The sequence below is a fragment of the Chryseobacterium sp. Marseille-Q3244 genome, assembly GCF_940807095.1.
Lineage (GTDB): Bacteria > Bacteroidota > Bacteroidia > Flavobacteriales > Weeksellaceae > Chryseobacterium.
Genome location: NZ_CALNWX010000002.1, coordinates 203,648 through 223,760, shown reverse-complemented (window position 1 = coordinate 223,760; position 20,113 = coordinate 203,648). Strand labels below are relative to the sequence as shown.

Sequence of the window (20,113 nt, the reverse complement as noted above, 5' to 3'; positions counted from 1 at the left end):
TATTTTGCTAAAATTAAATATTTTATTCTAAATATGATAAAGATAGTTAATTCTTCAATTAGAGAAGTAACAACCGTCTTTTTTTATCCTTTCGCCTTTTTCAGACAGGAAATAAAATACCACATTTCTATTACCGAAGTACCATTTTTCTTATATATTCAGAAAATATAACAGGATCAGGCTTAACCACTGAAGTCCGATATAGATATAAAAAATCATGGCTGAAGGCTCTGCCAGTTCATGTAATTTTTCAATTAGTGTGGTTTTTATGATATCATAAAAGTCTACGTTTTCATCGCCTAAATTCAATTCATCAAATTTCACTTTATTCAGGGCATATCCCAAGACCCTTTTAAGAATTTTATTTTCTGAGCTATTTTTGAATTCATTTACCAATCTTACTTTTGCCAAAGCATAATCTGTACTGTTTCGAACTAAAACCGGTTGGTTATTTTTAATTTTATTAACTACTTTATCAATAAAAGGAACCAAAATCGTTTTGGAATGATCCTGAACAAGTCTGCTGATAATTCTCGACATTCCATATTTTGTAGAGAAAATACCTATACAAAAAGGTGCAGCAATCATTAGAAGGTAAAAAAGCCCTGCAGACAAAGGTTTTGCCATCACGGTCACAGTCAGAAATGCAATAGCTCCACTATGTCCTAATGATGATCCTAAACTTTCCGCCATGATATAGATTCCCAAACAGAAAGTAATGACTGTGGACAGGATTCCAATGGCATAAATTTTAAATAGACTGAAGATAAATACAGCAGATAGTTTTGAAAAATATTTAAGGTGATCTGTGATTTTGTTCATTAGTGTTTAATTTAATAACATGGTTTTGTTGGATGAAGAATGCTTTCACTTATGAGCGGTACAATATAATCAATATTTTTATTGCAAAGGAATCCGTAATAATCCCATATTTTTAATGGTTCATCCTCTGCAATAGCTATATCCTTTTAGAATTTTATTATGATTTTGAAAAGAAAATAGGAATGGTACTACCAGCTATATTTAATTTTTCCATTCTTTATACAATTATCTACCTCTGTTTTTATGGGACATTTGTAACAATCCCCAGGAATAAATTTAAATGAACCACTAAAGGAAATTTCTTCGTTGATTATTTCTGATGTATTTTGAACACAAACTTCTGTTGCCGGTAAATAATCAAAATCGTTTTTCTTTATTTCTTTTTTATAAACAGTATTGTTATAACTTAGTTTGCGGATAATAAGAGTCTTATTTCTTTTGTAAGCCAGATAGATCCAACTGCTGCTTCCATCTGAAATTGAATTGAACTTTAAAATTTTAATATTCCCTTTGTTTGTTATTTCTAATATTCTTCCTGCCTGTAATTTCCCATTTTCAATAGTCACAGGAATCTTAATTTTTATCTTTTTATTTATCCCAAGAATATCTTCCTGATAATAACAGTATTCACATGCTGTTCTTTCAGTTTCTTCATGCAGTTTTCCAATAATTGAATCATTTTTGTATACTGAAATCTGAGCTTTACTGTTAAAAACTGATATCCATAATAACAGGAAAAAAAATATTTTTTGAGCCGGCTTCATAAAATATGAATTATTGAAAGGTAAGACGCTCCAGTCGCTTACCGAAATAAATACAAACACAGATTAGACCAGAAGTTCTAAAACTTTTCCAAATCAGAAAAACTTAAATCCTGTATTTTTGGCAAAGCATTGATTTTTAGCTCTTTTTTTCTTTTGTTGAAGAGTTTCTCAGAACCAGTTACCTGTTCATACTCAATTTTCGTTTTGGCTATTAAGTCAATTCTCGTTTCAAAAGTGGTATCTTTTCCATCCCATATTACCCGTGATATTTTTACCAATTCAAAATTATTTTTATTCAGTCTGAATTCATAGCTGCTTTTCCGATTATTAATATCAGTAAGCATTTTTAATATACCATCCTCAATAAAAAAATCAGGAATTACATTACCATTATGTTTCCCCTTTTTATCTGTCGGATATTCGTTTTCAATAAGTTTTGTAGAAGAAACAACCAGTTGAAGCTTTTTATCAGGCTGGGAGAGGAATATCTGTACTCTTACGGGTCTGGTATCATCTATCACATCCATTTCTACCATAATCCTGTCATTGCGTTTATCATTATTCAGATCCCCCACTTCTTCTTGTACCAGAGATGTATAATTGTTTTTATTAGCAGTTTTCTGTGAATATAAATTAACATTGGCCAAGAGAAGAAATATAACAATGGATGATGATATTTTTTTCATAATTATTTTTAACGGATTAATAAAACATGGCAGTTAAAATGCTTCTAATAATGATTGTAAAAAAGATTTAGAATCATCTATATGATAGAATACCATATTTACGGTAAGCCAGTAGACTGAAAATAGTAAAAAAATAAACAATATAAAGATCAGAAAAGTGAGTAATAACCTATTTAATATGATTTTAGATAGATAATATATTAGAGAAAATATTATTGCAGGAATAATTGCTCCAATGAGACCAACATTTATAACGACTTTGCCAATACTTTTTGCATTTACTAATTCTTCATATCTATGCAATAAAATATACCAGCCAGACAAAATAATTGTACATAAAATAAATATCAATAAACTTATAATAATATTTTTCTTACTATTTCCCATATATTTATTTCTTGTTATATTTTGCTTTTTTTTCAGAACTGAATGCGCCTTTTAAACCTTCCTCAACTTTCCCCCACAATTGGGTATGGCTTAAGCTATGAGATGCCATAGCTAAATATGCCAGTGAACCCGGTCGTTTTTTCATATCATCCTTAAATGTTTCTTCATCTTGCTCTGTAACTAACCCCGCATAATATCTTGTGACAAAGGTATCATATCGTCTAAGGTTTCCTCTTAAAATTTTAAGTTGTGCGTCTAAATTTCCTGTTACGATATATTCAGCATCATCAATATAGCCAATAATTTTTTTCAATTCAAGGGGTTTAATAAACTGACTAAATAACCTCATCAGCAAATCTTCCAGCTCCCGGGCGTGTACTGCACCTTGTGCTCCTTTTAAAAAAGTATCAAATTCTTTTCTCTTATTTCTGGAATTATAGGGATCACTTTGAAAAATAGGTACATCTATAATGGAAAGTCCTTTGGTTTGCTTTTTGGGAGTCCAGGATGTTTCGTCAATACTATCAGTGATTCCTTTATTTTCTCCAAATACACCCGCTAATAAACTTAAGAGATAGCTATCCTTTGGACTGCTTTTAATGTCAAACAAAATATTTAAAACCCTCAGCCCCTGTGTCAGATTTAAATTTTGTGCCCATGTCACTTTATCATACCCTTTTGTTATGCCGGCATTATAATTATTATAGACATCATAGGTCCATCGTAAGAGATTATTTAAAAGGCTAATAAACGAATCTTTTTCTTTTTGCAGGTTAGAATTTTCAATTTTTAGAGAATCAATATATTGGATAAACTCTTTCGTCATCATATTTATTCCTAAAAAAGCTTTTGCCATTTCTTTCCATGCCGGAATTGCTCTTTTCTTATGGCTATTGGGAAGACCTATCCCCTTAAGATAAGTTAAAATAGTATCGTTATTTACACTTTTCAATGTCTCTATACCCGTTTTAAATTTCTCTACCTGAAAAGACTTCAATAAGCCTTCTAAATTGGTCAAACTGAAGTCTGCAATCAATTGTTGGGTCAGATCATACTCATTATGAACGTTAATGATCTTACAGTCTTTATGTAATTTTCCATGATTCAACTGATGTTTCTTCTGGAAAAAAGGAGTTGATAAATACGTTATACTTTTAACTTTCCATTCTTTAGGAAATTCTGTAATCTTACGAGGCTTCAAAATACTGGATTTTGCAATCATATCCTTACTGGAGATAAGCTCTGTAAACTGATTAATAACGTTACCACCATGTGAATGACCAATGAGATGCAAATGTACCTCCTGATTTTTCCAGCCGGGATATACCCTTAACAGCAGATCAAATAATCTCTCGGAAGCTTTGATTCTTTCCTTAGTATCATTGTCACCAGACCAACTGAAAAAATCCCCTTCAATATGCAAATCAGTAAACTGAGGTCTAAGTTCCTTGATTTTATTCCATAAATTATTTAAACTTTCCTTTGTTTCTTCTTTGGTCTTTTCATCAATATATTTCCAATAGCTTGTATTGGCCTTATGTTTCGTTCCTTCAGTATTTCCAGGATCTGTAGTTCCAGCGACAAACATAAGAATATCAATAATTCTCCCTTTTCTTTTAGGAGAATCTTCGGGGTCTCCATATTTTACCCCTTGTTCTACACCAGTTTCTGTTACAGATTCTCCAGCAGAGGTAATAATATTTCCTTTGGAATACATACTGTGTCCCTCCTGAGATATTTTGGTATAAGTTCCTTTTACAATTCTCGTCCTACTCATAGCTTACTGGTATTAAAATTTCCGTAATGTCTCAACTATTATTTTTCACTGATGATTTTACCGGTATTGGCATCCATCTGATAAACAACAGGCTTCCAGGCAGCAGGTTCACCGGGAGATGTTTTCATGATTTCCATGAGTTCTTTTTCTGAAAGTTTTTTTCCCTGCATGATCATAATATTCCAGACAGGAATATCCTGATCATATACAATATCATATTTATGGGTTCCGTCATCATTTAATCTTCCAGCTCCTGTTTTAAGGTTAATATACCCTTTTTTATCCAGAAAATTCAATACATCCTGATACTTTATCTTACCGTAATTTTGATCTTCATCTACCGTTTTCTCAAGCTTTCCGCTTTTATCATAGTATTCGGATTTTTCTACTTTCACTGTTTCACTTACTCTGGTTTCTTTTTTCTTCAAGTTTCCGTTAGGATAAAATTCTTTGTAAACATAGAGGAACGATGGTTTAGGAAGTAATTCTTCCAAAGTTCCTGCTTCATCTTTTTCCGGAGCAGACATTGATAAAATGGTGTATCCGTTTTTCAGTTCCAATATTCCGTTACTTTCCTGGTATTTTTTAAATAAATCAAAATCAAATTTTTCAACCATAGTACTCGTTTTGTGATTCTTTTGAGTTTCTTCTTTTTTAGACTGGCAGGTGCATATTACAAAACATAATATGGAAAGGTAAATTAATAATTTTTTCATTACAGCATAATTTTAGAGTTCAACACTTTCCATTGCCACTTAAAAACACTTATTCTTGGGATTTGTATATGGTGGCAATAGTCCATAAGATTGTTTGTTTTATAAGCTTCGTAAGTATACTTTGCCGGAGCATTCCCATCAAAAGTATGCGGAAGTCCCAGCGCATGCATTAATTCATGGGCAACCGTTTCTTTTGAATGGGTATAAAACTGAACGGTAAAAGTGGTATTAAAAAATGAAAAGCCATTGGTATATGAAGCAATTGCCCCATTCTTCCACCCCGGATACACATCTTCTATAAAAAAGACTTTGAAATGCGAATCATACTGGCTGCCATATTTATCCTTAAATTTCCCTTCCAGATAGCCCCTTAAGCCAGAGGAATCGTTTATATAATACTTTCCGTTAATCTTTTTACAGAACTTGAATCTGAAAGCATTATACAGAAGATTCCCTGTACAATCAATAGAAAAAGAATTCTGAATGGTTGGGGATACCAACGCCTGATTCAGGCATTCTGTAAAATACTGTTGACTGCCCGGTTTGGGCTTTCCTACTTTAATAACGTCATTAATATCGGTTTTTACGGAAATAAAAAGGGCAGAAATCTTTTTGATATGCGCTGCAGAATTGGGATGAATGATTAAGGCACCACAGATTTCTCCATCTGCTTTTACATATAACATTTGTTCTTTGTTAAACTGTTCCTTACAGGTTATTTTCAGGTAATTGGACTTATCATATTTCCCTACTTTAATCACTCCAATCTCTTTAAGGTTGAGGGACAGATATTTTTCGGCTTCTTTATCTTTGAACTCAAAAGTCAGCTTTTGAGGTTTCTCTTTAATTTCAATTTTAAGGGTTAACAATGCTGATTTTCCTTTCAGTAATGTAAGCACCGGTATTGGATACAGATAAGGTGTTTTATTAACTTTCTTCCAGGAAATGGAAAGGCTTTTGTAGCTTTTCAGCTTTTTGTCATACATATTGAGATCTTTGTGAAAATTGGTATTCCAACTGTTCCCATTTTTAAACACGGTGACATTATCAGCTTCATAATATTTTCCCATGACGGCTCCGAACCAATTATCTCCCGGTTGTCCTGAATCTCCTTCTCTTAACCAGTCAAAACCAAAATCTGGATTATCTTTGTACTTATCATGAGGCCTGAATTTCACTAAACATTTAGCCACCACTTTTCCAGCGGGTGGTTTTGAGGGGTTTCCATAGCTTACACCACCAATTGCCCCGGTTTCGGTTATTGCAGATCCGGCGGTGGTAATAATATTCTCGTTAGAATACATGCTGTGTCCTTCCTGAGATATTTTAGTATAAGTGCCTTTTACGATTCTCGTCCTACTCATAATGTATGATATTTGATTTTTCGTAATCCCTGTTTTTATTTTTACATCCCTTTATAAAAAGATACTCCTAAAATAATATTTATTGAGTAGATTATTCTTTATATATTATTTATACTCTTTCCTATACACTAACTTTCCATTATCCCATTTTTCTTTTTTTATGACTTTTTTATTTTTGTCATAGTATTTCCAGATTCCCTGATATTTTCCTTTCATAAATTCTCCTTCTGCATAAAGTCGTTCAGTTACACTTGCATTGTCACCCCTTGCTATACTGGGGCTAAACAATGTAATTTTACCATCAATTATATTACATTCATCATCATTTTTCCTACAATACAAACTATCCTTATTTTGTTTTAACTTTCCTAAAGTTAAAACATAGGTAGGTTTTGGAACAGATTCTATTTTTTTCCCTTTTTTAATTTCCGCATATTTTTTTGGAGGAAATTTTGGTGGTCTTTCTACTTTTTGCTGTGCGCAAGAGTTTAAAAAAATTATTGAACAAAAAAATAAGGAAAATAAACTCTTCATAATATTATTTATATTCTTTCCTATACATTAACTTTCCATTATCCCATTTTTCTTTTTTGATGACTTTTCCGTTTTTATCATAATACTTCCAGATTCCTTGATATCTTCCCTCTAAGAATTCTCCTTCTGCAAAATTATATGGAACAAGTTTAGGATTGTCATTTCCTGAGGTTTGATAATATGAATAAAGGGTTGTTTTTCCATCAATTATGTTGCATTTATCATTGGCATTCAAACAGAACAAACTATCAACATTTTTTTTCAATTCTGAAGAATTAAAATAATAAGATAATTTTTGGGGTAGTTTATCAATTAATTTATTTTTATCATGTTTTGGTGGTTTTTCAAATTTTTGTTGTGCACAAGAATTTAAAAAAAAAGAAAATATAAAACAAAAGCAAATATATAGTTTCATAATATTATTTATTTTCAGTTATAGAGCCATAATAACTTTTCACATCATTCTGCATGACCTGCCACTGCCATCTTATAAATATGTTTCTAGTACTAGAATAGTCCATAACATTTAGAGTCGATTTTTCTTTAAATTTATATTTGTTCTCCTTATAGACCTTTAGATTATCCTCATCTTGTTTTATTTGCTTTTCACCCTTTTCAATATTAACTTTCCCTTCATCAATTTTCTCCTGAATATCCTTATTAATTTTTCGAGTTTCAGAGTTTTCCTTTTCTAATTTATCTATCCTATCTTGAGCTTCTTTTTTATATGGATAATCTGGTTTCTTTTTTTCGTTGGTCCATTTGTCAATTTCTTGTTGCCTAATTCTGATATTTTCCTTGTTTTTCTTCAAAGCAGCTTCATTCCCTTTTGTAATTTCTTTATTTCTAGCTGTGGTTTGTTTATTTTTAAACAATCTCGATTTCAGCTTTTCTAGTTCTTGCTTATATTCTAAATCTCTCCAAAAATAATGTTCCAATCCTAGCGCATGAGCAATTTCGTGAGCATATGTAGATTTATTCTTTAAATTGGAACCAAAAACGATTGCTTCCCGAAAGTTTACTGGTTGAGTTCTGCTCACACCACCTTCGTTATCAATTGGGTCTTTATCGATATTTGTAATAAAAAGTAAAATACCTTTAAATTTCTTACCATCAGTTTCAAAAGCTGTTTTGTATTCCCTTAAAAACTTATCTAAAATATGTTCATATTCTGCATCTGTATGTTCCTCTCCATCATCATCAATATAGGATACTTTCCCTCCGGCAGTATCTTTCCTGTTAGTAAAATAATTTCCTGTTTTATTATAAAATGTGCCATTCCAGGCTGTTTCATCAAAAGCAATACGATATTTACTATCTATTTCTACCGTTGTCTTTATCAATGCCTGATTAAGAGAATTTTGATTTAAATACTCTTCTATTTTATCCGTTTTAAAATCTGAAATCAATTGGGAAATCTCAGCTTCCTTATTTGGAGAATCTTTTACTACACAGACTAATCTAACTGGTAAATCATAAATTCTTGTATTGTCGATTGCTGTAATTTTACCAATTTCTTTTTTATCCTTGTCTACTGCAACAATCCCCACTTCTTTAGAAGCTTTTATACATTTTATGATAATTTCCTTTGGTTTTCCGTCTGGTATGTATTTTATATTTTCGTTCTTTTTACCATCAATATCCACTTCATAATACTCATTTTTCCCAAAGGAAATTTCAGCTTTACTTATATCATCACCTGCTTTTATTGGCTTACATACCATGTTAAGCTTTATTTCTTGATTAAGCTTCATTAAGCTCAGCCAAGGAATATAGTAAGGTACTTTTAGAGGGAATTTATTATAATCTTTCTTAATCCCATTTTTTAAATCAGGACTAGAGCTTATAGAAACATATTCTTGTTTAGACCCATCAAAAACAAATTCCAAATTCGCTATATCATCGGTCTGTATTTTCAATATGTTATCAGAACTATCTGTATTAAGCCAGTCAAAGCCAAACTCGCCATTGTAAGCAGGTAAAGGTTCAAATTCAATATATAATTCAACACCTGTTTCAAATTCAATAAAAGGGGGGCTCTTCGGGTCACCATAGCTTACTCCGTTCTCTACCCCTGTTTCTGTTATTGCTGCTCCGGCATTTGTTATAATATTGGCATTGGAATACATGCTATGGCCTTCCTGAGAAATCTTGGTATAAATACCTTTAACGATTCTCGTTCTGCTCATGGCTTAATGTGCTTTTGATTTCTCTCCGCTATTGTTCTGTACTTCTGCCTGAGCGTGTTTATTAACAAATTTTCCGGATTGGATATTCATATCTTTTTCACTCACCTCATGTCGCTCTTTTTTGGTTTCGCTCAGCACATCTCCATCGATCATTTCAGTTAATTTTCCGGTAATAAACATACTTGCATCACCAACGACGGAAGTAAGCTTCATGGCTCCTACGTTTTCAGTATGGTTCAATCCAATACTGTTAGATTTATTCATTCCCACCGTTGTCGTCATATTTTCACCTACATTGATGTTCATATTCTTACAGTTCAGGGTCATGGTTTCCGGTGCAGTGATATTGATATTGCTTCCTGTAGTATCCAGGTGGATTTCGTTGCCACTTTTATCTGTGATAATGATGCTTTCATCTTCAGTAAAAACAATTCTGTGCCCACTTCTTGTCTGGATAGATTTGACACGGTTGTCTGCACCTCCTCCAAGACCAATTCCTCCATGGAACATTCCTCCCATTACAAATGGACGGTCCGGATGGCTATGTACAAAGTTGACCATTACCTGGTCTCCTACTTCAGGAATCGCAACATATCCGCGGTTTTGAGTAATTTTGTCAGTTCCTCCTGCATCAGGGGTCATTACTCTCACAAAATGAGTGGTATCATTCATCTGCCAGTCGAATCTTACCTGTACTCTTCCCTGTCCTTCCGGATCTGCATTAGCAATTACCGTTGCGATCTGAGGTTGTGCAATAGGAACATTAAATTCAGGTTTTGGTAAAAATCCTGTATCTGCTGCAATTGATTCAAAGGACCCTTTATAATGTCCAATAGTATCAATTTCATGAACAACTTCTGTAACCATAACTTTGGTAAAATAAGAAGTCTCGTTACTATCCGGCTTTCTCATGTGAATATCTGCCACACATCCCGGATGAAGGAATGGTACTGTAGTAGAGCCGGAAACTGAAAATACACTCACTGCTTCACTTCCTGCAGTACTCCTCTGAGAATTTTCTACATCTAAGTGAGTGGATGCTTTAATTGGGGCCACTTGAAGTGCCGGTGTTTTATAGATTTTATCGTTATGACTATATGCTGTTTTTGCAAGATCTCCCAAATGATTAACCGGAGTGTCACCCGATGTTAATTTCTCATTTTTACTGCTGTTATAGCCGTAGTATTGTGGTTTTGTATGAACAGCCTTTAATTCTACCCTTATGTCGTCAGCATTGCTGCCATAAGTTAGTTTTATAGGCTTATTCTGTGGTGGAAGTTTTCCAAAGTGAAGAACTTCTCCGTCATAGTAAAATTGTTCACCATAGGCTTCTGCCATTCTTGCAAGGTAGTTATAATGAGTCTCGTTGTATTGGCTGCTGTAAATAATCTGAGAATAGTCATTGGTATCTACTCTGATATCAAAACGTCCTTTATCAATTCCCTGTTTAATTACTTCTTCAGCAATGATTCCCATATTAACAGGCTGTCCGCCTCCAAAACTTTGAATATGGGGAGCACCATCCAATAGGATCGTTGGGCTGTATCCTGAAAGTACAATATTTCCAAGACTCATCTTTTCCTGACTGAATCCTACTTTGGTAATTAATCCTACGAAATTTCTTTCAGGACTATTATCAATATCTTTATAGGAAATAATAGCAGTAAGACGTTTTCCCAAAAACTTATTTGCCTCCTCAAGGGTATGGCTTTGCCTGTCTCCCAATGCATCATGGGCAAGGGTAAGGCTGAATTCGTGATGGTGACTCGCTTTTTGCTTAAGCGTGAAGTGTTTGTAATACTTAATAATTTTCCCCTCCACAACCAGTGAAAGTTTTACCAACCGGTTGATCCCTGCATGATGGTTTTCTGATATCCCATCAGCATTCTGTGAAGGACGGAAAGAAGAACCCTTTGTCTTTGTTTCGGTTTTCATATGCTTTGTGTTTAGTTTAGTATTAAAGATAGCAATATTTTACAAAATAGTCATCATATCAATGAGATATGAAATAATTAATCAATATAAAATTTGATGTCAGGCAAAAAAAGACCGTCTTTAAAAGGGACAGTCTTTTTTTTGTATGAATGTTGATAATGTGTAACAATGTTAGCTTGTTGGCCAAAGTCCAGCATACTCAGAATTACCATAGCTGATGGTTTCAGCACTGATTACGAAGCTAATGAACATACTGTTGCTGTCTACAGCATCAAATTCTACCTGATGCTGGATCACATAACCATTCTGCCAGTTCAAAGTGATTAATGTTCCTTCTTCGTGAGATTTATTGAAAGTAATTTCTCCTACAGTTGGCTTATATTTTCCGTTCAATAAACTTTCTAAGATATCTGATTTTTCAGTAGCTTCTACTGTAACTTTGATAAGTGCGTTAGAAGGGTCAGATGCTACACGTCCTGATACGTCAGTTGATCTTGATACGCTGTAGTTCATTTTTAATAATTTCTGACCTTCTCCGTTGTTAAATTTTAAGATTCCTCTCGAATTTCTTTCTGCCATGATTTGTAAATTTTAATCGTTAGTAATATTTTGTGATTCAGTGATTGTTTAGCAAATATAAAAGGTCTTTTTCGCTAAAAAAAACTTTTCACTATAAATTTGAAAAATTGTAGTAGTTCTACGACTTTTTGTAGTAATTCTACTATACTGGATTTATAAATCAATCCATAACAGCCACCAATAAAGCATTTTAAATTTTATCCCCAATTAAGGAGAAAACACACTTTTACACTCAAATGAGAAATAAATGGCTTCATCTCTTCAAAAATTCAAGATTTTCACTTCAAAATTCCACAACAAAAATCAGAAGAAAAGTTATTGTTTAAAATAATATGAAAATTTTTCATCTCGGACTACTTTGCATAAAAAAAAGCAGAAGTACAATTACTTCTGCTTTTTTATTATCTTATATGATAAAACTAACCATTAATGTTTAGTATATTCCGGAGCTTCTGTTTGGATCATGGTAGGAGTAAAGAACTCATTAAGCCAATAGAATGTTTGTCCGTTTTGCTGGATCTTCACCGCCGGATTGTTTCTGTGATTCAGCATTCTTTCTGCTAACTCTTTATAGTTATGGAAATAGGTTCTTACCGTTTCATTACGAACTATTTTTGATTTTCTCCAGCCTTTAAGCTTGAACTTAGCCAATATTTCTTCTTCAGAAAGGTCAAATCCTGTACTCATTCCAATAGCATAAGACATTGGCAATTCATAAAGGTCTCCTTTATCTAAGAACTTGATTGTTGGATTGTATTTCTTCAACAGTCTTACATATTCCTTAATGGCTTTTGACTGGCTGAAACCTGGTTTATCAGGCTCTGTATTTCTATACACTTCAGAATAGAAAGCTTTAAGATTATCATATTCCGATTCAGAAATAAGGATTCCTTTTTCTATACTTGGAGTAATTTCTTTCAGTTCTTTTGGCAAATATCCTTTTACAAGGAAAGGATTTCCGTAGTTAATCAGCTGCGCTGCAATTCCAGCAGAAACAGGGTTCGTAAGTCCTGGATATAGATATTTGTACTTCAGATCCACATCTGTTTTCCCAGCTCCTACAGAGGAATGGAAATATTCATTTAATGACTTATCAACATTCTGATTATCTAAAGTAACCTGAGCAATAAGACTGTCTACTGATTTTTTCAGGAATCCCGGAGTAGCTATATCTCCTTTTTTAGGGAAGATTACAAATCCCTGAGACATACTCTGCTTAGGATACGCTAACGAGAAAAATCCTGCATCTCCTTCTACCAGACTGAAGTTATTTTTGGTAAGAACATCAGATTGGTTAATGATCTTTTGCTTTTTAAGTTCTGCAATATTTTTAGCGGTATTGGTTACCACATTTTCAGCCATTAATACAAAGTCATTATACGTATCTGAAGACCTTGCACTAGTCTGGAACATAATCAATCTTGCCTGAGCCTGAGTAAGGGAACCTATTACACTGTACATATTTCCACTTTGATTAGCAGAGGTACCTACAGTTACAACAATATTGGTTTCATCAGGAACATTCGAAAGAAGGTTTCCTGCTGCCGTAAGAGCTTCTCCTACCGGCTGGTAGCCATTATTGCTGCTACAGTTCATTTCGTTCGTTTTCTGATCGATAAATGTTGTGATTTTACTGTAATCTGTGCTTAGGTTGGAAACTGCGGTATTGTTACCACAAGGATTATTTTTATATAAAACCACTCCATATTTTACATTATTGAAATACGAAGGTTTCTCAAATCTTAGCTGAAGATCCTGTAACAATGATTTTACAATAGGTGCATAAGGTGCATTTCCCGCACTTATATCCAAAGCAAAAACGATATTGATGTTTTTATCTCGGTCTGTAATTTCTCTATATCGGTCGAAATAGATAGGTTCTCCCAAAACATTAAAGACATAGTTTTTACTGTAATCAAGAATATTGGTAAAATACTTGGTTTTGGAATCCGGAGTTGGAGCTTCATTTAAAGCCAGGGTTACCGGGAAAATATTTTCTAGAGGTTTTCTCTTATTGACATCTGTCAGAAGAATAGCAGTCCTGTTTTCTGCATCTGAACCTGATGCACCTGGGTAACCTTCTCGTACTCCGAGTTCGGTATCATTAATTCCTGTTGTATTTTTAAGTTTGATGGCTGAACGCTCACCCCATGTAGAAATTACGTTGGAGCTCACCCATCCGTACAGGCCTTTTCCGATACTATCGATATCAATAGATGGTTTTTTACCTACCAGGAATCTTTTGTTATTTTCAGCCTGCTTGTAAACATATACCATCTGCCCGTTAGGGATCTTTACATTGGCTGCTTCAATAAGACTTGGTGAATTGAACACCATGATAGAGTCATTCTTGTAGTATCTTTCAGCGCTTTTAATTACTTCACTGTTATTAGGTACTACTGCTACCCTTACAGGGTATCCTGTTCTTTCGCTTTTCAGGGAATGATTCCATAAAAGCAGGTCAGATTCATGAATCCAACCATAGGTTTTAATAGATTTTGATGAGACTTTTTTCATTAAGGCATCCGGAACATATTCCGCTACCTTTACCATTCCGTCTCTATGCTTCAGAACCATTAAAGGTTCCAAAAACTTTACTTCTTTATATGATTTTTCGTCATCTTTATCCAAATAAGCCGTATTTCTTGATCTGTCTGAAATAACGATCCATGGAACGGATTTTTTAGGATAACCGTTGACAACTGTTGAATTATCTACCTTTCCGTATTGAGAAGGTTCAGGAGTCTTCTTTGAAGGAAGCTTAACCTGACAACTCGTTAATAATACTGATAATCCTATGTAATATGCTGCTAGAGGAAATTTATTTTTCATCCTATTTATCTTTTTATGATTGGTACATCCGGAAAACCGAATGGTATTATTTGCTTTGGTTTATATCTACTTTCGTTACACAGTTCTGTGTATCATCTAAATTAACCTTTACGGTCTGGATCACAGTATTCTTATCAAACTGAAGACCTGCACAATACATGTAGAAGTTGTTTACTTTACTGTCATTTACTTTTACCACTGTGTTTTCATTGTTACACAAATAAGTTTTCAACAGGTAATTGTAGTGCATATTAAAACTGTTACCATTAGCAATTTGTTGTAAATGATATTTGAAATCATTATCCACTTTCGCGTAAGAGTCTTCTACAGATACTTCTTCTTGTTCCAGAGAGTTGTAAGCAGGAATGATTTTGATATGATGGTAGATAGGTTCCTGGCTTTGCTCAGTGTAAAGAGTAACTACATAATCTCCCGGCTTTTTATAAGCATAGATGGCCATTTTTTCTTTAGCATCTGTATTTCCTGTTTCTCCAAATTTCCATGCAAAATCTTTCGCATCAGATACAGCACGGAATTGTACATTCTCATTCTGCATTGCCTGAGCCTGAGCTTCAATAGTTGTTTTGGATTTCGTACTGTCTTTCGGTTGTTTGATTCCTCTTGCAGAAACCATTACTGGGAATGATTTTGTGTACTTGTTGTCAACAATCAAACTTACCTGATAATATCCAGGCTTATTATAAAAGTGAATTCCACTGTTTTTATCAGAAGTTGTTCCGTCTCCAAAATTCCATCTTTTGGTTTTTGCAAACTGGGTTTTATCTTCAAATAAAAGGGTATCTCCTACCGACAATGTAGATGGATAGACTACTCCAACAATATCATCAGCAGAATGGATCACTTTTTTCTGCAACCAAAGAGCAACCAGGGCTGCTATGAGCAATGTTGCAATAACACCGATAATAATGTTCTTTTTGTTCTTTTGAAAATAATTCATAGTTAATAATTGTGATGTGTTTTATTTATAGTTCCTAAATTCATTGTTCGTTTATTGGGAACGAGCCTTCAACTCACTCTGACGTTTATAAATCTTATCCTGTTTATCCTTAAATCCTATTCTGCATTCTTCCACTTGTTTTTCAAATCTTTTAATATCTTCTGAAGTGGTTGAGATTACTTTTTTATCATCAAAGTACATCTTATAGAATTTGGCAATCTGCGGATAAGCATCTTTTCGGATATCAACAATATTATCATGACGTTTAAAATAGTCATTCAAATCATTGACTCCTACAAAGATATTGTTTTCCACAAAAGGCTGTGGCGCTTCATCGGTAAGTTTGGTAATCATGGTATATGTACTGTCCATGATAGGGATAATAATTTTTTGGTGTTGTTCAAATTCAGACTTCTGTTCAAGATTCTGAATTCCTCTTACGTCTTCATCAGAAAACGGAGATTCAAATCCTTTTAAAAAGATAACTCCCAAAAATATCATGGCAGTTACAAGCATCAGTATTAAATAAAAAAACTGATAATGCCTTTCCTTTTTAGATAGTGTAATTTGTCCTTGCATATCTTTATCTTTTTATCTTCTTCTACCTCCTGTGAAATTTCTTGTAGGATCTTTTCTAAGTTCATTATTGGCTCTGCTCACTTTGCCCATACATTCATCCAGATCTCTGAGAACTGTTTTCTTTTTGTATTCTACACCACTAATCTTGGTCTTCAAAGTAAGCATAGGTCCTATCTGTTTCATCAATGCAGTATAATGTTTAAAGCTTGTGATACTGTCTCTTCCCATAATACTTTTGACATTTCCTACGTTATCCATGATATTGGTTCTTAGAAAGGCCTCATTTTCCACCTTGTTCATATCAAGCTGGGTCATCTTATCATAAATATCATCTACATTCTCTTTCAGCATATCACTTCGACGCATTAATTCTTTGTAAGCTTCAGCTTCACGACTTATCCCCTCACGCTGTATATCATAGCTCTTAAAAAAGAGATACAAACAGCTAAAGGATACCATAGACAAAACGACAAAAGAAAGAATAAACTTCCAAATGCCCGTTCTGACGTCAGATTTGTTCAATTTTTTTTCCCTGTTCGAAGACATATATTTGCGATTTGTTTGGCCTGTGAAAATATAAAAAAAAAATTTTATGCACAATACGTATTTTCCCTGTCACGCATTCGTGAAATCCCGGTTTAAATTAATATTAATTTTCTCTTTAATAAGTTTTTCATAAATTAGGCCTCTGAATTTTGAATATCATTTGCCAAATCGATATTAAGAATGAGTAAAATATTATCTAATACCGTGCGTTTTTCTATAGCAGACAGTGATTTTTATTTTAAAAAAATAATGATCAAAACTCTGATGGAAAATCCTTTCTATATGCTGTTGAACGACTGTAACAATGGCCACGAGCTGGTGAACAGAATTTACAGAAGACAGGAAGATGTATTTATCATAGAGCTGTTTATGCCGGTATTAAGCGGAATTGAGGCCATTAAATACATAAGGAAAAACAACGCAGAAACGCCTATTATCACTTATTCTGGTACTTATCAGGAGGATATGGCTGAAATTCTGTCGAGAATACCCAATATATATTATTGCCAGAAGAACAGTACCATTATTAAAGACATCATTAAGGGAAGTATTGCTTCTGATGAGTTTGATTATGAGAGCTATTCGAAGGAATGGGAACAGCAGCCGCTTGCCGTACAGGAATATATGGACAGGCAGAAGAAAGGGCAGGAAGAGCTTTCTCCAGCTGAAATACAGCTTATGAGATTTTGTTATGAAGGTTTCAGTAATAAGGAAATTGCAGAAAAGCTGAATCTGAGTACAAGAACGATTGATACCTATATCAACCGTCTTACGGAGAAATTAGGATTAAAGACTAAACTTCACCTGATTCGTTTCTGTGTAGAAAATGGATACTACAATTCCAGTATGTAGTGATTATGGGATATTAGTGTGTGTAGCAGAAAGCTCTTGTAAGTTCATTGTTATACGCTCTATTTTTTACCATTATTGATGATTATTCATCATTATACTATAATATTATTTTATTGTTAAATTATCTCGAACCTGCGTTAATATAGCATATACATTAATAGTTCAACTATTTGAACAAAAATATTTTGCCACTAATTTGCTAGTATTCAATTTTTTTAACTAAATTTGCACACCTAAAATTTAAAATTAAAATAAGGAAATGACAAAGGCAGAATTGGTAAACACCATCTCAAATAAGTTGGGAACAGAAAAGAATGAAACACAGAAAGTTGTAGAAGCTTTTATGCAGGAGATCAGAACTTCTATGTATAATGGGGATAACGTTTATCTGAGAGGTTTTGGATCTTTTATCATTAAAACAAGAGCTGCTAAAACAGGAAGAAATATTTCTAAAAACACTGCGATTGAGATTCCTGCTCATAACATTCCTGCTTTCAAACCTTCAAAATCTTTTGTTGAGAAAGTAAAAACGAAAGTTGCAGTAAAATAAGAACATTAACTGAATATTAACTAGTTACTAAAAAATTAAAATTATGCCAAGCGGAAAGAAAAGAAAAAGACACAAGGTTGCGACTCACAAAAGAAAGAAAAGAAGAAGAGCAAACAGACATAAGAAAAAATAATCTCTTTTTCTCGAGATTTACAATATAATGATATAGTTGGTGGTTTTAAATTTTTAAAGTTCACCGACTATATTTTTGTTTGCAACTATAAGATTCCGCGGAAAACGGATGGTTTCAAATATTATTTTAATAAAAATATAATGGTTTTCATTCTAAATCCTTATATTTAATAGATGAATTAATCTAGAACAATACCAATTTCCTAAAATCTTAACAATTTTATCTTATAACAAAATGAAGAAAGAACTAATAGTTTCGCATGAAGATGATCTTACAAAGATTGCACTGCTGGAAGACGGAAGACTATGTGAACTTCATGAGCAAGAGGACAAAAGCGATTTTATAGTTGGAGATCTGTTTATAGGAAGAGTAAAAAAGCTGGCCCCCAACCTTAATGCAGCATTCGTAAATATAGGATATGACAAGGATGCATTCCTGCATTATCAGGATCTGGGACCACAATACCTTACATACAGAAAGTTTTTAAAAGATACAATCTCTAAAAAACAAAACACTTCAAGCTTAAAAAATTTCGAGATACAGCCCGAAATAGATAAAAATGGAACGGTAGACAAAGTCATTGCAAAAGACGATCTGGTTCTTTTGCAAATTACCAAGGAGCCTATTTCTACAAAAGGCCCCAGAATTTCTACCCAAGTTTCACTGACAGGACGTTTTTTGGTTTTAATTCCATTCGACAATAAGGTTTCCATTTCCAAAAAGATCAAGAGTTTTGAGGAAAAGGAAAGATTAAGAACTCTGATCGACAGCATTAAGCCTGAAGGTTTTGGAGTAATTATCAGAACTGTAGCCGAAGGAAAAAAGGTTGCCGACCTTCATAATGATATGAATCAGCTGATTCAGAAATGGGAAAGCACCTTTAAAAATATCCAGAGAAATAAAGTTCCGTCTAAAGTTTTAAGTGAAGAAGACAAAGCTTCAGCTATTTTAAGAGACAATTTTAATCAGGATTTCGTGAATATCATCTGTGATGACGAGCAAATGGTAAACGAAATGACGAATTACGTTGAAGTAATTGCGCCTGAAAAGAAAAATATTGTCCAGTTTTATGATTCTCATATTCCACTTCTGGAATATTACAATGTTGAAAAACAGCTTAAACAGAGCTTCGGAAAACATGTAAACATCCCAAGCTCCAAAGGCGCTTATCTTGTTATTGAACACACCGAAGCCCTTCACGTCGTAGACGTTAACTCCGGAAATAATATTACTACCGGAACTGCTGTCAATAAAGAACACGCTCTTAAAGTAAACAAAATGGCAGCCACTGAGATTGCCAGACAGCTTCGCCTCCGCGATATGGGAGGTATCATTGTGATCGATTTTATCGACATGCCTAACTCAGAGCACAGAAGAGAGCTCTACGAACACCTTAAAGAGGAAATGAAGCGCGACAAAGCTCGCCACAAAATCCTTCCTCCAAGTAAATTCGGTCTGATCCAGATTACCAGACAAAGAAACCGTCCGGAAAAACAGATCGAAACCAAAGAAGAAAACCCGAACAAAGACGGAGAAATTGTAGCTCCAATTGTAATCGTGGAAAGAATGGGTGAAACCCTAAGAAATATCCTGCAGAAAGAAAAAGGAAAAGTCTACCTGCACGTACACCCGTTTGTGGAAGCCTACTTAACAAAAGGCTTTCTTAAAAGTATCCAAATGAAATGGTTCATGAAGTATAAAAAATGGGTAACCATTGTACCAAGGGATTCTTTTAAATATTTAGAATACAGAATTTACAATTCCAAAAAAGAAGAATTGATAGAATTCTCTAATTAAGACAAAATTTAAAACCTTCAGTTTTCACTGGAGGTTTTTTTTATACCTTAGCCTAATGAGTTAAGCCACATTATACTTTTTTGAGTTTTGAATAAGGCCCATTCTATTGAATT

General features: G+C 33.6%; 18 protein-coding genes. 3 read left to right on the top strand and 15 right to left on the bottom strand.

Features of this window, described 5'->3' with window-relative positions; all coding sequences use genetic code 11:
• Positions 1-150: 150 nt before the first annotated feature.
• From NBX25_RS04155 to tssO, 15 genes are all read right to left on the bottom strand, one after another.
• Entirely contained in the window at positions 151-822 is a 672-nt protein-coding gene (locus tag NBX25_RS04155) for a hypothetical protein (protein WP_123908732.1), read from the bottom strand.
• A gap of 188 nt (positions 823-1,010) precedes the next feature.
• Complete coding sequence (locus tag NBX25_RS04150; protein ID WP_250252936.1) at positions 1,011-1,586, bottom strand: hypothetical protein; 576 nt, start codon at positions 1,584-1,586, stop codon at positions 1,011-1,013.
• 77 nt (positions 1,587-1,663) lie between these two features.
• On the bottom strand, positions 1,664-2,272 hold the full coding sequence (locus NBX25_RS04145; RefSeq protein ID WP_250252935.1) for a hypothetical protein: 609 nt from the start codon (positions 2,270-2,272) through the stop codon (positions 1,664-1,666).
• A gap of 391 nt (positions 2,273-2,663) precedes the next feature.
• Positions 2,664-4,436, bottom strand: a complete 1,773-nt coding sequence (locus NBX25_RS04140) for a hypothetical protein (protein ID WP_250252934.1) — start codon at positions 4,434-4,436, stop codon at positions 2,664-2,666.
• 38 nt (positions 4,437-4,474) lie between these two features.
• A complete protein-coding gene (locus NBX25_RS04135; protein ID WP_250252933.1) occupies positions 4,475-5,152 on the bottom strand; it encodes a hypothetical protein in 678 nt (225 codons plus the stop codon).
• A complete protein-coding gene (locus NBX25_RS04130) occupies positions 5,152-6,516 on the bottom strand; it encodes a zinc metalloprotease (protein WP_250252932.1) in 1,365 nt (454 codons plus the stop codon). The genes NBX25_RS04135 and NBX25_RS04130 overlap by 1 nt, the downstream gene beginning before the upstream one ends.
• A 105-nt stretch (positions 6,517-6,621) precedes the next feature.
• Complete coding sequence (locus tag NBX25_RS04125; protein WP_250252931.1) at positions 6,622-7,050, bottom strand: hypothetical protein; 429 nt, start codon at positions 7,048-7,050, stop codon at positions 6,622-6,624.
• A 4-nt stretch (positions 7,051-7,054) separates the two neighbouring features.
• Positions 7,055-7,465, bottom strand: coding sequence for a toxin-antitoxin system YwqK family antitoxin (locus NBX25_RS04120; protein ID WP_123859304.1), 411 nt, complete (start codon positions 7,463-7,465; stop codon positions 7,055-7,057).
• 4 nt (positions 7,466-7,469) lie between these two features.
• Positions 7,470-9,239, bottom strand: coding sequence for a hypothetical protein (locus NBX25_RS04115; RefSeq protein ID WP_250252929.1), 1,770 nt, complete (start codon positions 9,237-9,239; stop codon positions 7,470-7,472).
• Between the two features lie 3 nt (positions 9,240-9,242).
• Positions 9,243-11,174 (bottom strand): type VI secretion system Vgr family protein, encoded by a 1,932-nt coding sequence (locus NBX25_RS04110; RefSeq protein WP_123859302.1) that lies wholly within the window; start codon positions 11,172-11,174, stop codon positions 9,243-9,245.
• Positions 11,175-11,345: 171 nt separating this feature from the next.
• On the bottom strand, positions 11,346-11,753 hold the full coding sequence (tssD, locus tag NBX25_RS04105) for a type VI secretion system tube protein TssD (protein WP_068939475.1): 408 nt from the start codon (positions 11,751-11,753) through the stop codon (positions 11,346-11,348).
• Positions 11,754-12,179: 426 nt separating this feature from the next.
• Positions 12,180-14,585, bottom strand: coding sequence for a type VI secretion system protein TssR domain-containing protein (gene tssR / locus NBX25_RS04100; protein ID WP_123908741.1), 2,406 nt, complete (start codon positions 14,583-14,585; stop codon positions 12,180-12,182).
• A gap of 46 nt (positions 14,586-14,631) precedes the next feature.
• Positions 14,632-15,543 carry a PKD domain-containing protein gene (locus NBX25_RS04095; protein WP_123908742.1) on the bottom strand — a complete coding sequence of 304 codons (912 nt, stop codon included), beginning with the start codon at positions 15,541-15,543 and terminating at the stop codon, positions 14,632-14,634.
• 51 nt (positions 15,544-15,594) lie between these two features.
• A complete protein-coding gene (locus NBX25_RS04090) occupies positions 15,595-16,122 on the bottom strand; it encodes a type VI secretion system transmembrane protein TssO (RefSeq protein WP_123908743.1) in 528 nt (175 codons plus the stop codon).
• Between the two features lie 12 nt (positions 16,123-16,134).
• On the bottom strand, positions 16,135-16,668 hold the full coding sequence (tssO, locus tag NBX25_RS04085; RefSeq protein ID WP_123908744.1) for a type VI secretion system TssO: 534 nt from the start codon (positions 16,666-16,668) through the stop codon (positions 16,135-16,137).
• A gap of 180 nt (positions 16,669-16,848) precedes the next feature.
• On the opposite strand from tssO, the gene NBX25_RS04080 reads away from it, so the two are divergent.
• The 3 genes from NBX25_RS04080 to NBX25_RS04070 all read left to right on the top strand — a co-directional run bounded on the left by NBX25_RS04080 (position 16,849) and on the right by NBX25_RS04070 (position 20,000).
• Positions 16,849-17,520, top strand: a complete 672-nt coding sequence (locus tag NBX25_RS04080; protein ID WP_250252928.1) for a response regulator transcription factor — start codon at positions 16,849-16,851, stop codon at positions 17,518-17,520.
• A 259-nt stretch (positions 17,521-17,779) separates the two neighbouring features.
• Positions 17,780-18,070, top strand: coding sequence for an HU family DNA-binding protein (locus tag NBX25_RS04075; protein ID WP_002984212.1), 291 nt, complete (start codon positions 17,780-17,782; stop codon positions 18,068-18,070).
• Between the two features lie 367 nt (positions 18,071-18,437).
• Positions 18,438-20,000 carry an Rne/Rng family ribonuclease gene (locus NBX25_RS04070; protein WP_123908746.1) on the top strand — a complete coding sequence of 521 codons (1,563 nt, stop codon included), beginning with the start codon at positions 18,438-18,440 and terminating at the stop codon, positions 19,998-20,000.
• Positions 20,001-20,113: the final 113 nt, after the last annotated feature.

Excerpts from the sequence above, each read along its gene's own strand:
- NBX25_RS04155 (WP_123908732.1), bottom strand. The coding sequence starts at position 822 with ATGAACAAAATCACAGATCACCTTAAATATTTTTCAAAACTATCTGCT.
- NBX25_RS04150 (WP_250252936.1), bottom strand. The coding sequence starts at position 1,586 with ATGAAGCCGGCTCAAAAAATATTTTTTTTCCTGTTATTATGGATATCA.
- NBX25_RS04145 (WP_250252935.1), bottom strand. The coding sequence starts at position 2,272 with ATGAAAAAAATATCATCATCCATTGTTATATTTCTTCTCTTGGCCAAT.
- NBX25_RS04140 (WP_250252934.1), bottom strand. The coding sequence starts at position 4,436 with ATGAGTAGGACGAGAATTGTAAAAGGAACTTATACCAAAATATCTCAG.
- NBX25_RS04135 (WP_250252933.1), bottom strand. The coding sequence starts at position 5,152 with ATGAAAAAATTATTAATTTACCTTTCCATATTATGTTTTGTAATATGC.
- NBX25_RS04130 (WP_250252932.1), bottom strand. The coding sequence starts at position 6,516 with ATGAGTAGGACGAGAATCGTAAAAGGCACTTATACTAAAATATCTCAG.
- NBX25_RS04125 (WP_250252931.1), bottom strand. The coding sequence starts at position 7,050 with ATGAAGAGTTTATTTTCCTTATTTTTTTGTTCAATAATTTTTTTAAAC.
- NBX25_RS04120 (WP_123859304.1), bottom strand. The coding sequence starts at position 7,465 with ATGAAACTATATATTTGCTTTTGTTTTATATTTTCTTTTTTTTTAAAT.
- NBX25_RS04115 (WP_250252929.1), bottom strand. The coding sequence starts at position 9,239 with ATGAGCAGAACGAGAATCGTTAAAGGTATTTATACCAAGATTTCTCAG.
- NBX25_RS04110 (WP_123859302.1), bottom strand. The coding sequence starts at position 11,174 with ATGAAAACCGAAACAAAGACAAAGGGTTCTTCTTTCCGTCCTTCACAG.
- tssD (WP_068939475.1), bottom strand. The coding sequence starts at position 11,753 with ATGGCAGAAAGAAATTCGAGAGGAATCTTAAAATTTAACAACGGAGAA.
- tssR (WP_123908741.1), bottom strand. The coding sequence starts at position 14,585 with ATGAAAAATAAATTTCCTCTAGCAGCATATTACATAGGATTATCAGTA.
- NBX25_RS04095 (WP_123908742.1), bottom strand. The coding sequence starts at position 15,543 with ATGAATTATTTTCAAAAGAACAAAAAGAACATTATTATCGGTGTTATT.
- NBX25_RS04090 (WP_123908743.1), bottom strand. The coding sequence starts at position 16,122 with ATGCAAGGACAAATTACACTATCTAAAAAGGAAAGGCATTATCAGTTT.
- tssO (WP_123908744.1), bottom strand. The coding sequence starts at position 16,668 with ATGTCTTCGAACAGGGAAAAAAAATTGAACAAATCTGACGTCAGAACG.
- NBX25_RS04080 (WP_250252928.1), top strand. The coding sequence starts at position 16,849 with ATGAGTAAAATATTATCTAATACCGTGCGTTTTTCTATAGCAGACAGT.
- NBX25_RS04075 (WP_002984212.1), top strand. The coding sequence starts at position 17,780 with ATGACAAAGGCAGAATTGGTAAACACCATCTCAAATAAGTTGGGAACA.
- NBX25_RS04070 (WP_123908746.1), top strand. The coding sequence starts at position 18,438 with ATGAAGAAAGAACTAATAGTTTCGCATGAAGATGATCTTACAAAGATT.